18 protein-coding genes and 1 pseudogene are annotated in these 22,410 nt (G+C 61.9%); 14 read left to right on the forward strand and 5 right to left on the reverse strand.

Annotated features, from left to right (window positions below; all coding sequences use genetic code 11):
* The first annotated feature begins 120 nt into the window (after positions 1-120).
* Complete coding sequence (locus tag B2D37_RS06430; protein ID WP_079201938.1) at positions 121-561, forward strand: CopD family copper resistance protein; 441 nt, start codon at positions 121-123, stop codon at positions 559-561.
* 189 nt (positions 562-750) lie between these two features.
* Here the strand turns inward: B2D37_RS06430 and B2D37_RS06435 are convergent, their stop codons facing one another.
* From B2D37_RS06435 to B2D37_RS06450, 4 genes are read right to left on the reverse strand one after another with little or no spacing between them, the layout of a single operon-like run.
* Complete coding sequence (locus B2D37_RS06435) at positions 751-2,775, reverse strand: nitric oxide reductase activation protein NorD (protein WP_079201939.1); 2,025 nt, start codon at positions 2,773-2,775, stop codon at positions 751-753.
* Complete coding sequence (locus B2D37_RS06440; protein ID WP_079201940.1) at positions 2,776-3,600, reverse strand: CbbQ/NirQ/NorQ/GpvN family protein; 825 nt, start codon at positions 3,598-3,600, stop codon at positions 2,776-2,778. It lies immediately after the preceding gene.
* The gene (locus tag B2D37_RS06445; protein ID WP_079204914.1) at positions 3,600-4,970 is read right to left on the reverse strand and encodes a cbb3-type cytochrome c oxidase subunit I; all 1,371 of its coding nucleotides are present in this window, start codon (positions 4,968-4,970) and stop codon (positions 3,600-3,602) included. Before B2D37_RS06445 ends, B2D37_RS06440 begins: the two co-directional genes overlap by 1 nt.
* Positions 4,971-5,019: 49 nt before the next feature.
* A complete protein-coding gene (locus B2D37_RS06450) occupies positions 5,020-5,889 on the reverse strand; it encodes a c-type cytochrome (protein WP_079201941.1) in 870 nt (289 codons plus the stop codon).
* Between the two features lie 723 nt (positions 5,890-6,612).
* On the opposite strand from B2D37_RS06450, the gene B2D37_RS06460 reads away from it, so the two are divergent.
* From B2D37_RS06460 to B2D37_RS06505, 10 genes are all read left to right on the forward strand, one after another.
* The gene (locus tag B2D37_RS06460; RefSeq protein WP_079201943.1) at positions 6,613-7,863 is read left to right on the forward strand and encodes an acyl-CoA dehydrogenase family protein; all 1,251 of its coding nucleotides are present in this window, start codon (positions 6,613-6,615) and stop codon (positions 7,861-7,863) included.
* 467 nt (positions 7,864-8,330) lie between these two features.
* Positions 8,331-10,445, forward strand: a complete 2,115-nt coding sequence (nosR, locus tag B2D37_RS06465; protein WP_079204915.1) for a transcriptional regulator NosR — start codon at positions 8,331-8,333, stop codon at positions 10,443-10,445.
* Positions 10,446-10,522: 77 nt separating this feature from the next.
* The gene (nosZ, locus tag B2D37_RS06470; RefSeq protein ID WP_079204916.1) at positions 10,523-12,433 is read left to right on the forward strand and encodes a TAT-dependent nitrous-oxide reductase; all 1,911 of its coding nucleotides are present in this window, start codon (positions 10,523-10,525) and stop codon (positions 12,431-12,433) included.
* 149 nt (positions 12,434-12,582) lie between these two features.
* Positions 12,583-13,866 carry a nitrous oxide reductase family maturation protein NosD gene (locus tag B2D37_RS06475; RefSeq protein ID WP_079201944.1) on the forward strand — a complete coding sequence of 428 codons (1,284 nt, stop codon included), beginning with the start codon at positions 12,583-12,585 and terminating at the stop codon, positions 13,864-13,866.
* Positions 13,863-14,789, forward strand: coding sequence for an ABC transporter ATP-binding protein (locus B2D37_RS06480; RefSeq protein ID WP_079201945.1), 927 nt, complete (start codon positions 13,863-13,865; stop codon positions 14,787-14,789). Before B2D37_RS06475 ends, B2D37_RS06480 begins: the two co-directional genes overlap by 4 nt.
* Positions 14,786-15,616: an ABC transporter permease gene (locus B2D37_RS06485; protein ID WP_079201946.1), complete on the forward strand. Its 831-nt coding sequence runs from the start codon at positions 14,786-14,788 to the stop codon at positions 15,614-15,616. Before B2D37_RS06480 ends, B2D37_RS06485 begins: the two co-directional genes overlap by 4 nt.
* A 65-nt stretch (positions 15,617-15,681) precedes the next feature.
* Complete coding sequence (locus B2D37_RS06490) at positions 15,682-16,221, forward strand: nitrous oxide reductase accessory protein NosL (protein ID WP_079201947.1); 540 nt, start codon at positions 15,682-15,684, stop codon at positions 16,219-16,221.
* Positions 16,222-16,247: 26 nt separating this feature from the next.
* Positions 16,248-16,427 (forward strand): Sec-independent protein translocase subunit TatA, encoded by a 180-nt coding sequence (locus B2D37_RS06495; protein WP_079201948.1) that lies wholly within the window; start codon positions 16,248-16,250, stop codon positions 16,425-16,427.
* A 273-nt stretch (positions 16,428-16,700) separates the two neighbouring features.
* Entirely contained in the window at positions 16,701-17,891 is a 1,191-nt protein-coding gene (locus tag B2D37_RS06500) for an NnrS family protein (protein ID WP_079201949.1), read from the forward strand.
* Positions 17,892-18,044: 153 nt separating this feature from the next.
* Positions 18,045-18,788, forward strand: a complete 744-nt coding sequence (locus B2D37_RS06505) for an SDR family NAD(P)-dependent oxidoreductase (RefSeq protein ID WP_079201950.1) — start codon at positions 18,045-18,047, stop codon at positions 18,786-18,788.
* Positions 18,789-19,119: 331 nt separating this feature from the next.
* Here the strand turns inward: B2D37_RS06505 and nhaR are convergent, their stop codons facing one another.
* The gene (nhaR, locus tag B2D37_RS06510; protein WP_079201951.1) at positions 19,120-20,031 is read right to left on the reverse strand and encodes a transcriptional activator NhaR; all 912 of its coding nucleotides are present in this window, start codon (positions 20,029-20,031) and stop codon (positions 19,120-19,122) included.
* 124 nt (positions 20,032-20,155) lie between these two features.
* Between nhaR and hpf the strand changes: the two genes are divergently transcribed.
* From hpf to pyrC, 3 genes and pseudogenes are all read left to right on the forward strand, one after another.
* The gene (gene hpf / locus B2D37_RS06515; RefSeq protein ID WP_079201952.1) at positions 20,156-20,479 is read left to right on the forward strand and encodes a ribosome hibernation-promoting factor, HPF/YfiA family; all 324 of its coding nucleotides are present in this window, start codon (positions 20,156-20,158) and stop codon (positions 20,477-20,479) included.
* A complete protein-coding gene (locus B2D37_RS06520) occupies positions 20,476-21,330 on the forward strand; it encodes a DUF6671 family protein (RefSeq protein WP_079201953.1) in 855 nt (284 codons plus the stop codon). Before hpf ends, B2D37_RS06520 begins: the two co-directional genes overlap by 4 nt.
* 16 nt (positions 21,331-21,346) lie before the next feature.
* Positions 21,347-22,401: pseudogene (gene pyrC, locus B2D37_RS06525) on the forward strand (dihydroorotase).
* Positions 22,402-22,410 lie beyond the last annotated feature (9 nt).

Consider the following 22,410-nt stretch of genomic DNA (forward strand, 5'->3'; position numbering starts at 1 on the left):
CTTGCTGTGGTCTGGCATGCTGGCGATCTTTGGAGCATTAGATCGCCAGCATGCCGGGCTCTACAACGTTGACCAATCCGGCGCAACGATCATTCGCCGACGGCTCACCAGGATCCCGCGATGAGTTATTCACTCCTGCATGTCGTGCACCTGCTCGCGGCTATAGCCTTTATCGGCACGCTGTTCTTCGAGGTGATCATCCTCGCCAAGGTCAAGCCGCAGCTCGATCCCGGTGCGGTGGGCGCACTGGAGCAGGCGCTCGGCCGGCGTACCCGCTCGGTGCTGCATTGGGTGGTGCTGCTGGTCTACGGCGCCGGTTTCGGCCTGGCCTGGCAGCACCGCCAGGCGCTGGCCGATCCCTTCGCCAGCAGTTTCGCTACCTTGTTGAGTCTGAAAATCGTGCTGGCGGTCAGCGTATTTTTCAGCTTCGGCCTGGTCGCCATGCTGCTGCGATCCGGGCGCATGAGCCCAAGCCTCTACCGCATATTGCATTGGGCGGTGCTGGTGCAGATGCTCGGCATCGTGCTGCTGGCCAAGGCGATGTTCTATATCCATTGGTGAGCCACTGCGCAGACGGTGACATCGGTTGCCCCGCGTTTGTGGGGGTGACGAAATTGGAATTAGGCATAGTCGCGCTAGGCGGTGATGGATTACTCGCCGATTGGCCGGCAAGCTACGCGGCTGACGCGGAGCGCCGTGATGCTTGCCGCTGTCGTCTAGTGGCCAGGCGCGGCCCCGCTGCAATCGAGCTCATGCCGATACCAAACGCTTGATCCATTCCAGCAGCACAGCGGGTAACAGCTCAGGCTTGGGCAGCAGGGCGTAGTGGCGAGGGCCGAACACCGCCGGCAGGTAGTTCGCGGCCTGGCGGTCGATGGTCAGGCAGAAGGGGGAGATGCCTTGCAGTTTGGCTTCGGTCACGGCTTGGCGCATGTCTTCCACGCCATAGCGGCCCTCATACTCGTCCACATCGTTCGGCTTGCCGTCGGAGAGCAGCAGCAGCAGCCGGTGTCTGGCCGCTTCGCGCATCAGCAAGGTGCTGGCGTGGCGGATGGCGGCGCCCGCCCGGGTATAGCGTTCCGGTTCGAGCGCGGCTATGCGCCGACCGACCTCGTCGCTGTAGCGCTCATCGAATGCTTTGAGCGTGCGTAACGTGACCTGTTGCGGGCCTTCGCCGGAGAACGCCAGTACGCTATAGGGCTCGCCCATGCTCTCCAGCGCCAGACAAACCAGGAGCAGAGCCTCGCGCTCGACATCGATGATCCGTCGCTGCTGGGAGATCCAGCCGTCGGTGGAACCGCTGACGTCGATCAACAACATGATCGCCATATCGCGCCGAGTGCAGCGCTGGGTCTGGTAGAGCGCCTGCGGCATGTTCAGGCCGGCACGGGCCTCGGCATAGCCGTCGATATAAGCTTCCAGGTCGATATCGTCGCCATCGAGCTGCTTGCGCAGCCTGACGCGACTGGCGCGCAGCCGTTCAAATTGCCGGCGGATGGCATCGAGCATCGAACGATGGGTCTCCAGGGTCTGTGCGACCCATTGCTGCGGGCCGTCCTCGGCGGCGCACAGGCGCACGGTCGCGCCTGGGTCGCGGTAGGTCTGGCTGCGGTAATCCCATTCGGGGTAGCTGATCCCGCTGGCTGCCGAGGCCTCGGCGCTGCGCCGAACCCGCGTTTCTGGCGGCTCGTCGGAGAGCAGTACTTCCTTCGGCCGGCCCGGCGCAACCACCAGTCTGGCTTCGTTCAGCTCCGCCAGCGAGTCGGCGAAATCGGCGGCTGGGGTGGCGGTGTCCCGGTCCGTGGGGCGCGACAGGCCCATGGGGTCTTCGGCATGTTCCAGCGGCTCGCCGGGTTGCACCATGCTCGGGCCCTGTTCCTGGACGTCATCCTCGCCCGCCTGGGCCTCGCGCACGTTCGGTCGGCGCGGCAGGCGCGCGCTACGCGGCAGGGAATCGGCTGGTTCGGTTTCGGCGCCAACTGTTTGCGGCCGCTGCAAGGAAGTTGCCGGCAACCGTAGTTCGCCGGTCCAGGCGTCGCGCAACAGTGGCTGAGCGCCGAGGCTGCGGGCTTGCTCGGGAGGCATGAGGCGCGCCGCCAGTACCGCCGCCTGTTGCAGCGAGTCGGCCGCGGTCACTGGTGTCGGCAGATGCTCCAGCGGCTGGCCGCATTCGTTGCGCAGCAGGGCACGCAGAAAGTGTTCCAACGGCTGGCGCTGGCTGGAGAAGGCGCGCATGGGCGGGCGATTGGCCAAGGCCTGCTGACGCAGCGCCTGCAGTGAGACGGCGAGCCCCGGCAACTGGAGCAGCAGATCGCGATCGGCAGCCCAGGCTTCGAGAAGCAGATAGAGGCTGCGCTGCAGCGGATCGTCGAGGGTATGCAGGTGCGCTGCACTGCCGCGCTGGGCGCGCATCGCCTGCTGCAGGGCGAGGGTTCGGTAGCGCGCCAGGGCGAGTGGGGCATCCTTGCCGTCGAGTTGCCCCGGCAGCCATATATGCACGCCATCGGTAGCGGGAACGGCGGTTTGCTGGCGGGGTTTTTCGTTACGCTGGAATAGCTTTACCAACAGAGTGGGGGGCAAGGGCGGTTGCGCGATACGCAGTGGATAGCTGGTGCCGAACAGAGCCCTGATCAGTAGATCGATGTGTTGCGCGACATCCGCCAAGGTGACGACTTTCGCTGCGTTTGCGGGACGGTGGTGGCGCCGCCACAACGCCTGGGCATACACCGTGGCATGCCGCGCGACATCGGTGATGACGTCTTCGGCTTCGGCCATCTAGATGAACGTCAGGTCGACCAGGTCGCGCATGGCACCGATCAGCGCGGCATCATCGGACAGCGGCGAGATTAGCGCGACCTGGCAGGCGATGGGGGCGGCGATACCGCTGCTGATCAGGCGCGCGCTGGCGATCAGCAGACGCGTGCTGGGGACTTCTGCCAGGCCGCGATCCTGCAGGGCGCGCAGCCGCTGCGCGAGCGAGACCAGAGCGTGCGCGGTGGCGTGGTCGATTCCACCTTCGTGCATGACGATGGCTATCTCGCGCTCGGCCGGCGGGAAGTCGAAGTCCAATGCCACGAAGCGTTGCCGGGTGCTCGGTTTCAAATCCTTGAGCATGCGCTGGTAGCCGGGGTTGTAGGACACCACTAGCTGGAAGTGCGGCGAGGCTTCGAGAATTTCGCCGGTTTTGTCCAGTGGCAGGATGCGTCGATAGTCGGTCAGCGGGTGCAGCACGACAATGGTGTCCTGGCGCGCCTCGACCACCTCGTCGAGGTAGCAAATGGCGCCTTCGCGCACCGCCCGGGTAAGTGGGCCTTCCGCCCAATGGGTGCCTTGCTGACCGATCAGGAAGCGCCCAACCAGGTCGCTGGCGCTCAGATCGTCATGACAGGATATGGTGATCAGCGGGCGCTTGAGGCGCCAGGCCATGTGCTCGACGAAACGGGTCTTGCCACAGCCGGTCGGGCCCTTGAGCATGATCGCCAGTTGCTGGGCATGGCATTGTTCGAAGATCGCCACCTCGTCACCGCAGGGCTGGTAATAGGGCTCTGCTTCCCGCAGTGCGGATTCCGGGGCAGAGCGGCGCGACAATGAATGCTCCATCACAACGCGGTGCTTGAGGTAGGGGGCGTTGCCAGTGCCGGATCGGCTTCGTCGATAACGAAGCGCGGCGCATGGCGGAAGAAATCGAAGATGAACAGCCCTACACCCAGGGCGAAGAGAGACGCAGTGGCCACCAGCATCAGGAAGTGCACCTGGATCTTCAGTTGCACGTCCAGGTAGCCCATGCCGAGGATACGTTCGAGGTAGACCTGGGCGATGCCGGCGGTGGCGAATGACAAGGTCATGCCGAACATGCCCGCCAACTGCAGCCAGAACGCCCAATAGCCGATGCTGCTGCCTTCCTCGTTGCGCCGGGTCATGCGCGGCAGGGCATAGGTGATCATCGCCAGGATGATCATGACGTAGGCCCCGTAGAAGGCCGCGTGGCCGTGCATGGCGGTAATCAGGGTGCCGTGGGTCCACTTGTTAACGTCGGGAAAGGTGTGGGCCAGGCCGAGCAGACCGGCTCCGAACAGGGTAAAGACCGCACTGCCGAGGGTCCAGTGCAAGGCCAGCTTGTTGGGGTGGGAGAGTCCGGAACGGCGTAATGCGCTGTAGGCATACATCGCCATGCCGACCAGCGCCACCGGCTCCAGCGCGCTGAAGACGCCTCCGATCGGCAACCAGTAGCCCGGTACGCCGACCCAGTAATAATGGTGTGCGGTACCAAGGATGCCGGCGATGAAGACCAGACCGACGATCACGTACAGCCACTTCTCCATCACTTCACGGTCGGCGCCGGACAGCCTGATCAGCAGGTAGGCGAGGAAGGCACCCTGGATCATCTCCCATACACCTTCGACCCACAGGTGGATGGTCCACCAGCGGTAGTAGATGGATACCGTGTAGTTTTCGTAATACAGCAGGGCCGGAACATACAGCACCGCGGCGCTGCCCAGGCCAAGTAACAGGACGCCTTCGGTAGTGGTGAAACGCCCGGATTTCTTGATCGTCATGCCGATGTTGTAGAGGAAGATCAACATGCAGATGACGATCACGATTTTGTGCGGCAGTGGTTGTTCGAGCAACTTGTTACCGGTGCCATAGCCGAACAGGTAGCCAATGACCGCGGTGACGCCCATGGCCGTCCACAAGCCGAGCTGGATGTACGCCAACTTGGTGCTATGCAACTCAGTGCGCGACTCGTCCGGAACCATCCAATAGGTAGCCCCCATAAACCCGGTCAGTACCCAGACGATCAACAGGTTGGTGTGGATGACCTTGGTCACATCGAACGGCAGGAACTGCAGCAGTGGGTCCGGCCCCAGGTACTTCGCCGCCGAGAGCAGACCGAAGACCAGTTGCAGGCCGAACAGCACCATGGCAACGGCGAAATACCAGTAGGCGACGGATTGAGATCTGTAGCGCATGGTCATCCCCTGCGATCAGTTGCGGCGTTGCGCGTGAGGCAACCGGCGGTTACTGGAAGGACGCCAGATAGGCGACCAGTTGGTCGATCTGTTCGGGCGTCAGCGATTTGGCGAAGGTGTTGGGCATGAAAGACATGCCGTCAGCTGAATACATGGCGCCCGGATGGAGGTAGGCGCTCGGCGCGATTATGGATTCGCGAATGAAACCTTCGGCGTCCTCGGCGCTGCCCTGGTAGTCGGGTGAGGCGATGACCTGTTTGGCCCGGCGGGCCAGGCCGGCGAGCGTGGGTCCAGCGAGGTTGACCCCTGGCGCGATGGAGTGGCAGGCGCTACACACCGGAGTGGCCGTGCGAAACAGCGCCTCGCCGAGGGCGATCGGGTTTTCTTTGCCGGAGACCGGACGGGCGCCGGGTGGCAGCTGACTGGTGGATTTTGTCGAGCCGGAGAGGTCCTGTTGTGCCACCGAGAGGTCCGTGCCGGGGATCGACGAGCCAGTGACCAGAATCGGTCGTGGCGGCCAGCCATTGTTGTCGACCTTGCTCACCCAGTCGAGGAAGGCAACCAGCCCGGCGATTTCTTCGTCGGCGAGGTTCAGGTTCGGCATCAATCGGCGATGGCGCTGCTCATCGTAGAACTTGGAGGGATCCTTGAGGAAGGCCGTGAGATAGGGGGCGCCGCGCTGCTGGGCGATTTTCGTCAGATCAGGGGCGTAATAGGCGCCCTCGCCGAACAGGGTGTGGCAATTGATGCAGTTGTACTGGTGCCAGACATCCTTGCCGAGCGTGACTTGCGGGGTGATCTGCTCGGCATTGGTCAGTTTGGGGAACTGACGGTGACTGTCGATTGTAAGGCCAAGGAATACAACAACAGCGATAGCGGTCGATATCAGGGCGAACGAGCGTGTTTGTCGTTTATTCATTGCCACCTCTCTAGACGCCGATGCCGGTCCAATAGGTGATGCCGATAAGCCCGGCATAGACGACCGCGCCGGCCATCAGCGCGAGAATCACGAAGCTGACTATCTTCAGGGCTTTTTGCACGGCTGCATTCCTGGTTGAAGGTGCAGTTGGAAAGTGTCTGGCAGATCGCTGCGGCTGTGCCTCTTGAGGCTAGCGATCTCGATTTGCGGTTTGCAGACTATTGCCTGAAAGCCGAGTTCGGAGAGTGGCGCATAGGCGGAATGGATATTCACAATTGCACCCGCGTCCGCCTGTTTCAGAGGTCATGGTTGAAGGTCATGACATTAAGTAAGGGTGAAGGTAGTTAAGCTTTACGCCACTGTCCAGAAACGCGGCGGGGACGCACTTGATGGTCAGTTCACTTTTATAGAAAAGATTGAAGAGATTTCTGCCAGCACAGTGATTTGCATAAATAAACCGGCAACAAGCAGTGTCCCCGTCATTCAGCGCTCCTGAGTTCATAACATGACGGGGCATTAAATGCCGGAGCAAGCAGGTGCCTTGGAGCGAGGTAAATTGCTCCACATAGCAGCTCTGGCGACATCGACGATGATCCAGGTCAAGGTTGGCGGCGAGTCGTAGCAGGTGTGATTGGCGCCGATTCAGCCAGTCGAAGATCCTGGGTTTTCGCAACGTGCCGGCCTAACGTGAAGCCTCACCCCATGATCGATACGAGGTCCACCATGCACTTCGCCTACAGCCCGCGCACCGAGGCGCTGCGTCAGCAGCTGCGCACTTTTATGGACGAACATGTCGTACCGCGTATCGGTGCCTGGCACGCCGAGGTTGGCGCGGGGCATTTCCCGGTGCCGTTCATGGCCGACCTCAAGGCCTTGGCCCGTTCCGAAGGGCTGTGGAACCTGTTCCTGCCGGCGCTGGGCGAGGACGAACCGGGCACCCGCCTGAGCAATCTGCAATACGCACCGCTGGCGGAGATCATGGGTCGCGTGTCCTGGGCTTCGGAGGTGTTCAACTGCAACGCGCCAGACACCGGCAACATGGAGTTGCTGCATCTGTTCGCCACGGCCGAGCAGTGTCAACGCTGGTTGGTGCCGCTGCTCGATGGCGAGATCCGCTCGGCCTTCGCCATGACCGAGCCGGATGTGCCCTCATCAGACGCCAGCAATATCCAGACCCTGATCCGCCGCGAAGGTGACGACTACGTGATCAACGGACGCAAGTGGTTTATCACCAATGCGTCGCACCCTGATTGCAAACTGCTGATCGTGATGGGCAAGACCGACCCGGACGCCGACGCCCATCGCCAGCAGAGCATGATTCTGCTGCCGTTCGACACGCCTGGGGTGGAGTTGCTGCGCAATATCCCAGTGATGAACCACATTGCCCCGGAAGGCCATAGCGAGCTGCTGCTGCGCAATGTGCGGGTGCCGGTCGGCAATCTGCTGGGCGAGGAGGGTGCGGGCTTCATGATGGCCCAGGCGCGCCTCGGTCCGGGGCGGGTTCACCACTGCATGCGCTCGATCGGCATGGCCGAGCTGGCCCTGGAGCTGATGGTCGAGCGCTGCCAGGAACGCAAGGCCTTCGGCAAGTATCTGCACCAGTACGCCAATATCGGCGACTGGATTGCCGAGTCGCGCATCGAGATCGAACAGGCGCGGCTGCTGGTACTCAAGACCGCCTGGATGATCGACGAGGTCGGCGCCAAGGCCGCGCGCAAGGAAATCGCCATGATCAAGGCGCTGGTGCCAGGCATGCACACCCGCGTGGTGGACCGCGCCATGCAGGTCTATGGCGCCATGGGCCTGACTCCGGACACGCCGCTGGCCGACATGTGGACCACCGGCCGCGCCCTGCGCTTCGCCGACGGCCCGGATCAGGTGCACCTGCGCAGCATCGCGCGTATGGAGCTCAAAGCTAGCGAAGCCACGCGCGGCGCTACTGCGGCCTACCTGACCCCGCACGGCAGAAGCTGAGACTCGCGGTGTAGTTTTGCGTAGGGTGGTCTAGGTGCTTGTCTCGGTCACCAGACCATTGCACTTTTGTAGTTGCGCCGTAACCCACCATGGCGTCCGGCCGGGCGAGCGTAATGGTGGGGTACGCGGCGCCCGACCTATGCGGTTAGTCATGCCTCCCGCGTCCTGCGGCGCTCACCCACCCTGCGGTCTGCGAGTGAGCGCCGCGGCAGGGTGTCGCAACTTGACATAGGTCAAGGGGCGGGTAGGTGGACATGTCTACCATGGCGTTACGTTCTAGCCGCCTAAGGCGGATATGCCATATGCAAGCCTGTCAGTTTCCCAAGCAAATCTCCTGGCGTTCCGCTACCGGCGCTACGGAAGTCGTTCGACCCAACTGCCAAAGCCAGTCAATCATAAGCCGCAGCCCCCCTGCGCACATTGCCCTACGATCATGGCGGGTTGCTGTCGTGCTGCTGTTTGCGCTGATGTTTGCAACCTTCCAGAGCGTGCAGGCCAAGAGTTACGGCGAGATCGAGCAACAACGCATAGAAAAGACCTTTGCCGCGGTCGACAGCGTTTCCGAGCCGCAAGGCGAGTTCAAGGTGCGCACCCTGTCGAGTGGCGACGAGGTGCTCGGTTATGTGTTCCAGAGCCAGGATGTGGTCGATATTCCGGCCTATTCCGGCAAGCCGATCAACATGCAGGTGATCCTCGATACCGCTGGCGTGATTCAAGACGCCTATGTGCTCGAGCACCACGAGCCGATACTGCTGGTTGGCATCCCCGAAGCGAAACTGCACGCCTTCAACGCCAAGTACAAAGGCATCAAGGTCAACCAGCGGGTGGTGGTCGGCCGTTCCAGCGACCCCGATGCAGTGACGGTCGATGCGGTCACCGGCGCCACTGTGACGGTCATGGTGGTCAATGAAGTGGTCATGCGCTCTGCCCACGCGGTAGCGGTGTCGCTTGGTCTGGTCGAGGACAATGCCGGCCTGGCGCAGAAACCGGCCACTGTGCGCAAGGATATTTATCAAGTCGCCGACTGGGCTCAACTCACCGGTAATGGCGCTATCCGCCGCCTGCACCTGACCCACGGGCAGATCGATGAAGCCTTCAAGGGAAGCGAAGCCGAAGGCTTCGACCAGGCCGCGGCCGATCAAGTCGACGACACTTTCATCGACCTCTACACCGCTCACCTGAATCCGCCGACCATCGGCCGAAACCTGTTGGGCGACAACCAGTACCGCTTCCTCATGGAGGACCTCAAACCCGGTGAGCACGCGATTGCCGTGCTCGGCAGCGGCGCGTATTCGTTCAAGGGTTCGGGCTATGTACGTGGTGGCATTTTCGATCGGGTGCAGATGCGCCAGTTTGGCAAAACCATCAGTTTTCATGACCGCGATTTCGAGCGTTTGAGCGATGTCTATGCCGAGGGCATGCCGGACTTCCGCGAGATGGCGATCTTTATCGTGCGCGAGCCGGCCAGTTTCGATCCAGGCTCGCCTTGGGCCCTTGAGCTGTTGGTCAAGCGGCAGACCGGACCGATCAGCGGTATCTTCAGCAGTTTCGAACTGCCCTATCAGATGCCTGAGGAGTACCTCGAGCGACCACAGCCGACCGCCGCAGAACTGGCCGCGATTGAAGAAGCCAATCGGCCGCTGTGGCTGAATATCTGGTACCAGAAAAGCTTCCAGATCGGCGTGATCAGTCTGGCCTTGCTGCTGCTCACGGTGATCCTGTTCCTTCAGGACAAGTTCACCCAGCGCCCGCACTTCCTCCATTGGCTGCGTCGTGGTTACCTGATCTTCACCGTGGTGTTCATCGGTTGGTATGCCCTGGGCCAATTGTCGGTGGTCAACGTGCTGACCTTCGTGCATGCCCTGGTGCAGGATTTCCGCTGGGAGCTGTTCCTCACCGACCCGATCATCTTCATTATTTGGACCTTTACCGCCGCCAGCATCCTGCTCTGGGGGCGTGGCGTGTTCTGCGGCTGGTTGTGCCCCTTCGGCGCCCTGCAGGAGCTGATCAACGAGGCCGCACGCAAACTGAAAATCCCCCAGTACGAACTGCCTTTCGCGCTGCATGAGCGGCTCTGGGCGATCAAGTACATCATCCTCCTGCTGCTGTTTGGCCTCTCTCTGGAATCGCTGGCCACCGCCGAGCGCTTCGCCGAAGTGGAACCGTTCAAGACCGCCATCACCCTGAAGTTCGATCGCCAATGGTGGTTCGTGCTCTATGCGGTGATCCTCCTGGTGATCAATATTTTCACCCGCAAGGTCTACTGCCGTTACGTCTGTCCGCTCGGCGCGGCGCTGGCCATTCCGAGCAAATTCCGTCTGTTCGACTGGCTCAAGCGGCGCAAGGAGTGTGGCAGTCCGTGCCAGTTGTGTGCCAAGGAATGCGAGATCCAGGCGATCCATCCCGACGGCCATATCAATGCCAACGAGTGCCACTACTGCCTCGATTGCCAGATGACTTATCACAACGACGACAAGTGCCCGCCGCTGATTCTCAAGCAGAAGAAACGCAGCAAAAAAGCACCTGTCAGTGCCGAGTTGATACCTGTAGTGCAAGTAGTCGTGCCTGAACGAGCCCTATAACCGCGTGAGCGCGATAGTATTTATCTAGCCAAGGAGCAGAACCCGTGAGCGATAAAGAACCGAAGAACAAGCCGGCAATCGATAGTAAAGATCAGGCGCAAATTCTGGAAAAGGCCGGCTTGAGCCGCCGCGGCTTCCTTGGCGCCAGCGCCATGACAGGCGCGGCCCTGGTCGGTGCCACAGCGCTGGGCAGCGCGGTGATGACTCGCGAGTCTTGGGCGGCAGCGGCCAAGGACGCGAAGCTGAACTACAATGTTGCGCCAGGTGAGCTGGACGACTACATCGGTTTCTGGAGCGGTGGTCATCAGGGTGAAGTGCGCGTGCTGGGCATTCCGTCCATGCGCGAACTGATGCGCATCCCGGTATTCAACGTGGATTCGGCCACCGGTTGGGGCCTGACCGACGAAAGCCGCGCCATCATGGGCGATAGCGTCAAGTTCCTCAACGGCGACTGCCACCACCCGCACATCTCCATGGTTGACGGCAAGTACGACGGCAAGTACGTGTTCATCAACGACAAGGCCAACACCCGCGTTGCACGTATCCGCCTGGATATCATGAAATGCGACAAGATGCTGACCGTGCCGAACTGCCAGTCCATTCACGGCCTGCGTCTGCAGAAGGTGCCGTACACCAAGTACGTGTACGCCAACGCCGAGTTCGTTATCCCCCATCCCAACGATGGCAAGATCTTCGATCTGCAGGATGAGAACAGCTACACCATGTACAACGTCATCGACGCCGAAAAGATGGAGATGGCGTTCCAGATTATCGTCGACGGCAACTTGGATAACACCGACGCTGACTACACCGGCCGCTATACCGCAGCCACCTGCTACAACTCCGAGAAAGCCTATGACCTCGGCGGCATGATGCGCAACGAGCGTGACTGGGTGGTGGTGTTCAACATCGAGCTGGCCGAAGCCGCAGTCAAGGCCGGCAAGTTCATCACCCTGGGCGACTCCAAGGTGCCGGTGCTCGACGGCCGTAAGAAAGGCGACAAGAACAGCGAGTTCACCCGCTATATTCCGGTACCGAAGAATCCACACGGCCTCAATACCTCGTCAGACGGCAAATACTTCATTGCCAACGGCAAGCTGTCGCCGACCGTGTCGATGATCGAGATCGCCAGGCTGGACGACCTGTTCGCCGACAAGTTCAAGGATCCGCGCGATGTGATCGTCGCCGAGCCGGAGCTGGGCCTGGGTCCGCTGCACACCACCTTCGACGGTCGCGGCAATGCCTACACCACCCTGTTCATCGACAGCCAGGTGGTCAAGTGGAACATGGCCGACGCCGTGCGTGCCTACAAGGGCGAGAAGGTCAACTACATCAAGCAGAAACTCGATGTGCATTACCAGCCGGGTCATATCCACGCCTCGCTGTGTGAAACCAGCGAAGCCGATGGCAAGTGGATGGTTGCCCTGTGCAAGTTCTCCAAGGATCGCTTCTTGCCGGTCGGCCCGCTGCACCCGGAAAACGACCAGCTGATCGATATCTCCGGCGATGAAATGAAGCTGGTGCACGACGGCCCGACCTTCGCCGAGCCGCACGACTGCACCATGGCTCGTCGTGATCAGATCAAGACCAAGAAGATCTGGGATCGCGAAGACCCGTTTTTCGCCCCCACCGTGGCGCGGGCGAAAAAGGACGGCATCAAGCTGGAGACCGACAACAAGGTTATCCGTGACGGCAACAAGGTACGGGTGTACATGACCTCCATGGCGCCGGCTTATGGCCTCATCGAGTTCACCGTCAAGCAGGGTAATGAAGTCACGGTGACCATCACCAACATCGATCAGATCGAGGACGTGTCTCACGGCTTCGTGATGGTCAACCATGGTGCGAGCATGGAAATCAGCCCGCAGCAGACCTCGTCGATCACCTTCATCGCCGACAAGCCTGGCCTGCACTGGTACTACTGCAGCTGGTTCTGCCATGCCCTGCACATGGAAATGGTCGGGCGCATGCTGGTCGAACCCGCATAAACTCGCACCGGCGCCCCGCTGTTGCGGGGCGCCGGTGCAGCCAGTGGCTGCCTTGGCGGGTGGCGGGCTGCTGGTAATTGCTACTTGATAACAGGTAATTGGCTATCCGTATCACTAAAGCCGTAGCGCTCCATCAAGCAAGACGCGCAATGCCACGCAAGTGGGCATTGCTCCTATTCTGCTGGCTCCTCGGTCCTTCCGAGGTGTTGGCGCAGCCGTTAGCGACGCTGCCCCTGCAGGCCGTAGGGGAAGCACAGTGGCGACTGCCCGCCGGTGAATACCGCGGACAGTTCCGCATTACCACCCCGATGACCCTGAGTTGCGCCCCCGGCGCAATAATCGACGCTCAGGGCCAGGGCAATGCCCTGACCATTCAGGCGGCCAACGTCAGCATCCAGGGCTGTACGCTGCGCAACTGGGGCCAAGACCTGACGGCCTTGAATTCCGGCGTATTTATCGAGCGCCAGGCCAGCGGTGCCCAGGTGCGCGACAGTCAGTTGTCGGGGCCGGGGTTCGGCATCTGGGTCGATGGCACGCCGAACGTCAGTGTGCTCAATAATCAGATCGAGGGCGATCAACGCATCCGCTCCCAGGACCGCGGCAACGGTATTCACCTGTTTTCCGTGAGCGGCGCGCAAATCATCGGCAATCATGTGTGGCATACGCGCGACGGCATCTATATCGACGTGTCCAACGGCAATCGCCTCGAAGGCAACACCCTCGAGGATCTGCGTTATGGCATTCATTACATGTTCTCCAACGACAACCAGGTGCTCGGCAACATCACCCGCCGCACCCGCACCGGCTATGCGCTGATGCAAAGCCATCATCTGACGGTGATCGGCAATCGTTCCGAGCAGGACGAGAACTACGGCATCCTGATGAACTACATCACCTATTCCACCCTGCAAGACAATGTGGTCAGCGATGTGCGCAGCGGCTCGACCGGCGACAACATGATCTCCGGTGCCGAAGGCAAGGCGCTGTTCATCTACAACTCGCTGTTCAACAGCATCGAGCATAACCACTTCGAGCGCAGCGCCCTGGGTATCCACCTGACCGCCGGCTCCGAAGACAACCGCATCGCCGGCAATGCCTTTGTCGGTAACCAGCAGCAGGTCAAGTATGTCGCCACCCGTACCCAGGAATGGTCGGTGGACGGGCGCGGCAACTATTGGAGCGATTACCTGGGCTGGGATCGCAACGACGATGGCCTGGGTGATGTGGCCTACGAACCCAACGACAACGTCGACCGGCTGCTGTGGTTGTACCCGCAGGTGCGCCTGTTGATGAACAGCCCAAGCATCGAATTGCTGCGCTGGGTGCAGCGCGCCTTTCCGGTGATGAAATCCCCTGGCGTGCAGGACAGCTACCCACTGATGCAACTGCCGACCACCGATCTGCTGCGAGCCAGCCCGGAGCCAACACCATGAATGCCGTCGAAATCGAAGGCGTCAGCCAGCAGTACGGCAGCATGAGCGTGCTGCACGACTTGAACCTGTGTCTGGGCGAAGGCGAAGTCCTCGGCCTGTTCGGCCACAACGGCGCCGGCAAGACCACCACCATGAAGCTGATTCTCGGCCTGTTGCAGGCCAGCGCCGGCAAGGTGCATGTGCTCGGGCGCAATCCGAATGATTCGGTGGTGCGCCGTCAGCTCGGCTATCTGCCGGAGAACGTCACCTTTTATGCGCAACTCAGCGGACGCGAGACCCTGCGCCATTTCGCCCGCCTCAAGGGCGCCGCGCTGACGCAGGTGGACGAACTGCTGGAGCAGGTGGGTCTGGCCGACGCCATGAATCGGCGGGTCAAGACCTACTCCAAGGGCATGCGCCAGCGTCTCGGCCTGGCCCAGGCACTGCTCGGCGCACCGCGTCTGCTGCTGCTCGACGAACCCACGGTCGGCCTCGATCCCATCGCCACCCAGGATCTCTACCAGCTGGTCGACCGTCTGCGCCAGCAGGGCACCAGCATCATCCTCTGCTCGCATGTGTTGCCGGGGGTCGAAGCGCATATCAACCGCGCGGCCATCCTCGCCCATGGTCGGCTGCAGGCGGTCGGCAGCCTGGCCAGGCTGCGCGAAGATGCCGGTCTGCCGGCAGTGATTCGCGCCAGTGGACTGAAGCAGAGCGCGCAGTTGTTGCAACGCTGGCACGCCGCCGGGCATGAGGCGCGTTCGGTCGGCGTCGACGGCGTCGAAGTGGTCGCCATCAACGGCCACAAACTCGGCCTGCTGCGCCAGTTGCTTGGCGAGGGCGAGGCGCAGGACATCGACATCCACCAGCCGTCGCTGGAGGACCTCTACCGTTATTACATGGAGCGAGCGAGCACTGTGCCGAGCGCGGAGGGCAGAACATGAACCAGGTGTGGAATATTGCCCGCAAGGAATTGAGCGACGGCCTGCGCAATCGCTGGTTGCTGTCCATCAGTCTGCTGTTCGCCGTGCTGGCCGTGGGCATCGCCTGGTTAGGTGCGGCGGCCTCCGGGCAACTGGGCTTTACCTCGATCCCGGCGACCATCGCCAGCCTGGCCAGCCTGGCCACCTTCCTGGTGCCGCTGATCGCGCTGCTGCTGGCCTATGACGCCATCGTCGGCGAGGACGAGGCCGGCACCCTGATGCTGTTGCTGACCTACCCCCTGGGCCGCGGCCAGTTGCTGCTCGGCAAGTTCGTCGGCCATGGTCTGATTCTGGCGCTGGCCACCCTGATTGGTTTTGGCTGCGCGGCCCTGGCCATCGCCGTGCTGGTCGATGATATCGAACTGGGCCTGCTGGCCTGGGCCTTCGGCCGCTTCATGCTGTCTTCGACCCTGCTCGGCTGGGTGTTCCTCGCCCTGGCCTATGTACTGAGTAGCAGGGCCAGCGAAAAATCCAGCGCCGCCGGGCTGGCCCTGGGCGTGTGGTTTCTCTTCGTCCTGGTGTTCGACTTGGCTTTGCTGGCCCTGTTGGTGCTGAGCGAGGGCAAGTTCAACCCGGATCTGCTGCCTTGGCTGCTGCTGCTCAATCCCGCTGACGTCTACCGGCTGATCAACCTGTCCGGTTTTGCCGGCAGCGGCAATGCCGTCGGGGTCATGGCCCTGGGCGGCGATCTACCGATTGGCGGCCTGTTGCTGTGGCTGTGTCTGCTGCTGTGGGTAGGGGCGCCGCTGTTGTTGGCCTATCGAATGTTTCTGCGCCGGCCGACATGACTATCGGCTTGGCCATGCGCACGGCGCGCCCTTCAAGGCCTGTTTCAGCTATGGAGTTAGCAACGATGAACAACCTGTGTATACGCACGGCGCGAACCCTGCTGGTGATGCTGCTTGGTCTGCTACTGGTGGCCTGCAGCGAGCCCGAGGAACAACAGAAAAGCCTGGGCCCGGTAGCCTTCCACGACAGCGATGAGTGCCATGTGTGCGGCATGATCATCAGTGATTTTCCCGGGCCCAAGGGCCAGGCCGTGGATAACTCCGCGGTGAAGAAGTTCTGTTCCGCCGCCGAGATGTTCGGCTGGTGGCTGCAACCGGAAAACCGTATCGGCACTGCCACGCTCTATGTGCATGACATGGGCCGCAGCGAGTGGGCCAAGCCCGACGACAGCCATCTGATTGATGCCAGCAGCGCCTTCTATGTGATTGGTCTTGCCGACAGCGGGTTGAAGGGCGCCATGGGCGCGGTGCTGGCCTCGTTTGCCGATGAGCAGGCCGCGCAGAAACTGGCCGCCATCCACGGCGCTCGGGTGTTACGTTTCGACGAGATCGACCAGGGCGTGCTGCAACAGGCCGCCGCCATGCAGCCTGCGGGCATGCACTGATTGCCATCCGTAAAGAGGAGATCCAAATGGGTATCAGCATCTGGCAATTTCTGATTGTGCTGTTGATCGTGGTCATGCTGTTCGGCAGCAAGCGCCTGCGCAGCTTGGGTTCCGATGTCGGCGGGGCGATCAACGGATTTCGTAAATCGATGGGCAGCGGCGATGCGCCGCAACAGCCGGAGTCGAGCAAGCAGCCCTTGCCGTAGTTCACCCGCCATGCCTGCCAGGCTAGGCGGTGTGCGAGTCTGTGCTGTTTGCGCAGGCTCCGCCGCACCGCTAGCCCGGCCACCGAACGTCCCCGCGCCAGGCGCTTTGTGCTTGCCCAAGTCGCAAAGCTGATCGCGGTCAAGTCGCCAAAGCCCTTCCTCGCTGTAAAAAGACCGTAACAGCTGGCAATTCCCACGCAGCTGTAATGCCCCGGCTGGCGCTGCTGAATTCGCTGCATGCCGGTGCTTGACGATCTTTTCAGGAGGCTTGCAGTGCACGTTCTCGACCGGCGTACCGCCTTGAGTATCCCGCCTATCTGGCGTCTTGCCTTTCGCCCGTTCTTCCTCTGCGCCAGCCTCTATGCGCTGGTCGCGATTCCGCTGTGGGTGATGGCCTGGTCCGGCCTGTTGGCGGACTGGCAGCCAAGTGGTGGTTGGCTCGCCTGGCACCGGCACGAAATGCTGTTTGGCTTCGCCAGCGCCATAGTGGCCGGTTTTCTGTTGACCGCGGTGCAGACTTGGACCGGTCAGCCGGGCCTGAGCGGCACGCGTTTGATGCTGCTCGCTGGCCTCTGGCTGGCGGCACGCCTGGGTTGGTTATTCGGCTTGGCGCCACTGCTGTTGATTCCGCTCGACTTCAGCTTCCTGCTCGCGGTAACCGCCCTGATGGGGCGGATGCTCTGGGTGGCGCGGCAGAAGCGTAACTACCCGATCGTGCTGGTGTTGAGCCTGTTGGCCGCGGCCAATGCCTTGCTGCTGACCGGCCTGGCGTTGGGCGACGATGAGCTGCAGCGCCGCGGCGTGTTGGCCGGGTTGTGGCTGGTAGCGACGTTAATGGGCCTGATCGGCGGCCGGGTGATTCCCTTCTTCACCCAGCGCGGCCTGGGCCGGCTCAATGCGGTCAAACCCTGGGCCTGGCTGGAAATCGCCCTGCTGCTCGGCACCGGCCTGATCGCTGCGCTCTATGCCAGCGGGGTGGCCTTGCAGGCGCAGCCGCTACTGGCGCCGCTGTTCTTGGTGGTGGCGGGTGGCCACCTGTTGCGCCTGGCGCGCTGGTATGACCCGGGTATCTGGCGCGTGCCGCTGCTCTGGTCGCTGCACTTGGCGATGCTCTGGCTGGTGGTCGCGACCCTCGGCCTGGCGCTGTGGCATGCCGGCCTGCTGGCCAGCTTCAGCCCGGCCTTGCATGGCTTGACCATGGGCGCGATGAGCGGGCTGATTGTGGCCATGCTTGCCCGCGTCACCCTGGGGCATACCGGGCGGCCGTTGCAACTGCCGGCGGGCATGGCCTGGGCCCTGGTGTTGTTCAACCTGGGTTGCGTGGCGCGGGTCTTCGTTTACCCGCTCTGGCCGCTGGCAGGGCTGTGGCTGGCGACCATCGGCTGGACGCTGGCCTTGGCCATCTACGCCTGGCGCTATGTACCGATGCTGATCACGGCACGGGTGGATGGTCATCCGGGCTGATAGCTAGGGCTGAGTGTTGAATCCAGGTTGGCGATCTGTTGCGTCGACCGTTTGATCATGCAGCGCCGCGCTGCCCAGTAATTGATATCCGGTTACCCGTGCTCGCGCATGGGTGGCCTTGCCGCTCGGCGCTGCCGAGCATCGGAGAAGCTAATGAAAACCGAATTTCAAGATCGTCTGGCCGTTGTCACCGGCGCCAGTTCAGGTATCGGCCTGGCGTTATGCGCCGCTTTGCTGCAGCGCGGCGCCAGGGTACTGGCAATGTCGCGCAGCCTGGGCGGCTTACAAGGCCTGCAGGCGAGCCACCCCGAGCGCCTGTTCTGGCATGCTGGCGATGTCACCTCGAGCGAGGATCTGGCCAGCCTCGGTTTGCGCGCAGCGCAACTGGGGCAGGTGGATTATCTGGTACCCAACGCGGGTATCGCCGAACTGGCCGAGAGCCTCGATTTGAGTGCATTCGATCGGCAGTGGGCGGTCAACGGTGCCGGCGCCTTGAATACCCTGGCAGCGTTGCGTGACACCCTGGCCAGTCCCAGTTCGGTGGTGTTCATCAGCAGTTTTCTTACCCGTTCGACCTTTCCCGGCCTGGCCGCCTATATCGCCAGCAAGGCGGCGCTTAGCGCCCAGGCGCGCACCCTCGCGGTGGAATTTGCTCCAGTCGGTGTGCGCATCAATCTGGTCTCGCCCGGACCCACGGCAACCGCTATCTGGGGCAGCCTGGGACTGACCGACGAGCAGTTGGGCGATGTTGCCGATACGGTCACCAAACGCTTGTTGCCCGGCCACTTTCTCGAAGCCGCGGCGGTGGCCAATGTCATCCTGTTCCAGCTGTCTCAGGGCGCCCGCGGCGTATATGGCCAGGACTGGGTGGTGGACAACGGCTACACCCTGAATTGACCCGCACACATCCAGCGCACCCGGCGAACTTCTCCCGCACACCGAGGTGTTGGCCGGGATTCATACTAGATTCGCCAAAACACAGTTAAGTTAATGATTTAAAGGCTAAAACCTAATCTATTGATCGATCGGTTTGATCTTGCGATCGAGGTCTAGGGTGTAGTCGCCGAAACGATTGATATGGCTCGTCTGGTACGGCGACAGCGCCTTCCGTACAGCGCTCTTCAATGTAGCAAAAAGTTCGTGTCGCCTTTGATGCCGAGCCAGACTCACGACAGAAACTCGCGCTACGAGAGAGGGCTAAAGCGAACAGCACCCCAAGAGCGCTAGGCTAGCGAATAGGGTCGCCTTCGACGAACAAAGATTGCTTCGCCGCCTCACTAATCGCCACGACGGCGGGGTGGGTCAGCCTGCGCTCGATGGAGATGGCGTAGTAGCGCACCATGACTTCATGGGCGCAGCCGATGACCTCGGCACCATACTGATCCCTAATTTCATCGCTCAGTATTGCCGGCGCAGGGAAAATGCCGGCACCGGCCTTGCCGAAGGCTTTCATCAGTGCGCTGTCATCGAATTTACCGATGATATGTGGCTGGATCTGTTGTTCGTTGAACCAGCGCGCCAGCGGTGCCTGCACCGCCACCTTATCTCCCGGTAGTAAAAAAGGGGCACCGTCCAGGGAGCGCGGAAAAGTCGATCGATAGCGCGCGGCCAGTTCCGGCACCGCATAAAAGGCGATGGTGCACTGCCCCAGTGCGTGGTTGTAGCCCTTTACCCCCAATTCGGAGGGCAGCGGCCGGTCAGCGATGACCAGGTCGAGCTGGTGGATGGCCAGTTCTGCAAACAAGCGTTCTAACTTGTCCTCGTAGCATATGAGGCGCACAGGCTCAGCGAGTGCCATTGCCGGTGCCAACAACTGATAGGCGAGCGATTTGGGCACGGCGTCGGCAACCCCTACCCGAAACGACTGCTCTGCGCTGCCGGCCCCACTGCGTAACGATTGTTCGAGCTCGTTGCCTATCTGGAAGATCTCGTCGGCATGGGACAGTGCCAGTTTTCCCGCAGACGTGAGTTCGAGACGCCTACCGATACGTCGGAACAGGTCCGTGCCCAATGACCGTTCAAGCTCGGCGAGCTGACCACTAATCGTCTGGGGGGTGAGATGCAGCCGTTCGGCGGCACGCGTAATGCTTCCGGCCTTAGCGACGTTCCAAAAATAGTGAAGCTGTTTGTAGTTCAGCACGGGATGTGAGCCTCACTATCAGTCTGTGACGAATTAATCGCAAAGAATTATCTGCTTTTCTTGATGTAGAAACAAACCTAGCATTACCTCGTGTAACCCCGCATTGGGGCTAAAGGAGCATGGGATGCAAGTCGACATCCAGACCCGCGATATCACGCTGAGCGATGAGTTGCGCACCCATGTAGAGCGACGGTTGCAGTTCGCCCTGAGCCATTTTCAGGATCAGGCACTGCTGATCACCGTTTGCCTGTCCGGTGTGAGCGGAGACAGAGGGGAGGATCACCACTGTTACCTGCAAATTCGTGCCAAGGGCTACCCCGATGTCGCCATCGAAGACATCGAGACAGACCTCTATATCGCGATCAATCGCGCAGTGGAACGCGCTGGACGAATGCTGGAGCGCCAGTGGCAGCGTGCCCACAATCATTTGAATGGGCCACTTCAGTGAGTCTGACGCACCATCTCTACCGGGGCCAGCGCGTCGCGCTGCTCACCCAGCACGGCAAGGAAACGGTGCTCGCCCCAGTGCTGGAGCTCGCGCTCGACTGTCGGGTGGAAGTTGTCACCGGGTATGACACCGACCTGCTAGGTACCTTTAGCCGCGATATCCCGCGTGCTGGCACCCAGCTCGAAGCGGCGCGCCAGAAAGCGCGCATCGGCATGCAGATTTCCGGACTGGCACTGGGGCTTGCCAGCGAAGGCGCCTTTGGCCCTGATCCGTTCGCGGGAATGTTTCCCTGGAACGTGGAGTTGCTGATTTTCATAGACGACCACCTCGCAATCGAGGTGGTCGGCGTCGCCCAGGGCCATGCAAAGAGCGCCCACCTGCTGACGGCCAGCTGGGCTGAGGCCGAATCCTTCGCCCAGCAAACGGGATTTCCCGAGCACCATCTGGTGCTGCGTCCGGAGGGTGAGGCCGATCCGCGTATACGCAAAGGCATCGCCTGTTGGGCGACGCTGGAGGCCGCCTTCGCCTGGGCAAAGGGGCAATCGGCCAGCGGACGGGTTTTTCTCGAAACCGACGGGCGCGCCCATGCCAATCCCACGCGGATGGAGATTATCCGCCGCGCGGCCGAGGATCTGGCAATCAAGCTCTGCTCGCTGTGTCCCGCCTGCAGTACGCCGGGGTTCTGGATCGTCGAGCGCGTGCCTGGGCTGCGTTGTGCGGACTGTGATGCGCCGACCCGCGAAACCCGCGCCGAGGTGCATGGATGCCTCAAGTGCGTGCATCGCGAGACCCGCGAGGGCACCGACCGGCAATACGCCGAGCCGCGCCATTGCGACTACTGCAACCCATGAGGAGCCCTCCATGAGCATGACGCGCCTGACGTTTACCCGCCCCGACGACTGGCACCTGCATCTGCGCGACGGGGAGGTGCTGGCCTCGGTACTTCCCGACACGGCGCGGCGGTTCGCGCGCGCCATCGTCATGCCCAACCTCAAGCCGGCCGTGACCACGACTGCACAGGCGCTGGCTTACCGCGAGCGCATTCTGGCGGCGTTGCCGGCGGGTATGTCATTCGAGCCGCTGATGACGCTCTACCTCACCGAGGCCACGCCGCCCGAGGAGATCGCACGGGCCAAGGCAAGTGGTGTCGTGCATGCGGTCAAGTATTACCCGGCCGGCGCGACGACCAACTCCGCAAGCGGTGTGGACGACCTGAAACGCGTCTACGCGGTGCTCGCGGCAATGGAGCGGCACGACCTGCCGCTGCTTATGCACGGCGAGGTGACCTCCCCGGACGTCGACGCCTTCGACCGCGAAGCGGTGTTTATTGAGCGCCATCTGGCACCCCTGGTGCGTGAGTTCACCGGCCTGCGCATGGTGCTGGAGCACATCACCACCGCGACGGCCGCCGATTTCGTCAGCGCGGCCCCGGACAACCTCGCCGCGACCATCACTGCGCACCATCTACTGCTTAACCGCAACGCGATGTTCGAGGGGGCTTACGGCCGCACCATTACTGCTTGCCGCTGCTGAAACGCGAAACGCACCGCCGCGCGCTGGTTGCCGCCGCCACCGCAGGCAACCCGAAGTTTTTTCTCGGCACCGACAGCGCGCCGCACTCGCGTCACGCCAAGGAGTCCGCTTGCGGCTGCGCCGGCATTTATACCGCGCACGCTGCGATCGAGCTCTACGCCGAGGTATTCGAGCAAGCTGCTGCGCTCGAGCGGCTGGAGGCGTTCGCCAGCTTCCATGGGCCTGACTTCTACCGGCTACCGCGCAACGGCGACAGCATCACCCTGGAGAAGCAGAGTTGGACGGTACCCGAAACGGTCCGTTTCGGGGATGAAACGGGCCTGCCGTTGCGCGCTGGGGGAACGATTGCGTGGCGACTCATCGAAACAGAGCCTATGCAGGCGAGATGATGTGGGACG

The sequence above is a fragment of the Pseudomonas sp. CC6-YY-74 genome, assembly GCF_002025205.1.
Classification (GTDB): Bacteria; Pseudomonadota; Gammaproteobacteria; order Pseudomonadales; family Pseudomonadaceae; genus Aquipseudomonas; species Aquipseudomonas paeninsulae.

Excerpts from the sequence above, each read along its gene's own strand:
- B2D37_RS06430 (WP_079201938.1), top strand. The coding sequence starts at position 121 with ATGAGTTATTCACTCCTGCATGTCGTGCACCTGCTCGCGGCTATAGCC.
- B2D37_RS06435 (WP_079201939.1), bottom strand. The coding sequence starts at position 2,775 with ATGGCCGAAGCCGAAGACGTCATCACCGATGTCGCGCGGCATGCCACG.
- B2D37_RS06440 (WP_079201940.1), bottom strand. The coding sequence starts at position 3,600 with ATGGAGCATTCATTGTCGCGCCGCTCTGCCCCGGAATCCGCACTGCGG.
- B2D37_RS06445 (WP_079204914.1), bottom strand. The coding sequence starts at position 4,970 with ATGCGCTACAGATCTCAATCCGTCGCCTACTGGTATTTCGCCGTTGCC.
- B2D37_RS06450 (WP_079201941.1), bottom strand. The coding sequence starts at position 5,889 with ATGAATAAACGACAAACACGCTCGTTCGCCCTGATATCGACCGCTATC.
- B2D37_RS06460 (WP_079201943.1), top strand. The coding sequence starts at position 6,613 with ATGCACTTCGCCTACAGCCCGCGCACCGAGGCGCTGCGTCAGCAGCTG.
- nosR (WP_079204915.1), top strand. The coding sequence starts at position 8,331 with ATGTTTGCAACCTTCCAGAGCGTGCAGGCCAAGAGTTACGGCGAGATC.
- B2D37_RS06475 (WP_079201944.1), top strand. The coding sequence starts at position 12,583 with ATGCCACGCAAGTGGGCATTGCTCCTATTCTGCTGGCTCCTCGGTCCT.
- B2D37_RS06480 (WP_079201945.1), top strand. The coding sequence starts at position 13,863 with ATGAATGCCGTCGAAATCGAAGGCGTCAGCCAGCAGTACGGCAGCATG.
- B2D37_RS06485 (WP_079201946.1), top strand. The coding sequence starts at position 14,786 with ATGAACCAGGTGTGGAATATTGCCCGCAAGGAATTGAGCGACGGCCTG.
- B2D37_RS06490 (WP_079201947.1), top strand. The coding sequence starts at position 15,682 with ATGAACAACCTGTGTATACGCACGGCGCGAACCCTGCTGGTGATGCTG.
- B2D37_RS06495 (WP_079201948.1), top strand. The coding sequence starts at position 16,248 with ATGGGTATCAGCATCTGGCAATTTCTGATTGTGCTGTTGATCGTGGTC.
- B2D37_RS06505 (WP_079201950.1), top strand. The coding sequence starts at position 18,045 with ATGAAAACCGAATTTCAAGATCGTCTGGCCGTTGTCACCGGCGCCAGT.
- hpf (WP_079201952.1), top strand. The coding sequence starts at position 20,156 with ATGCAAGTCGACATCCAGACCCGCGATATCACGCTGAGCGATGAGTTG.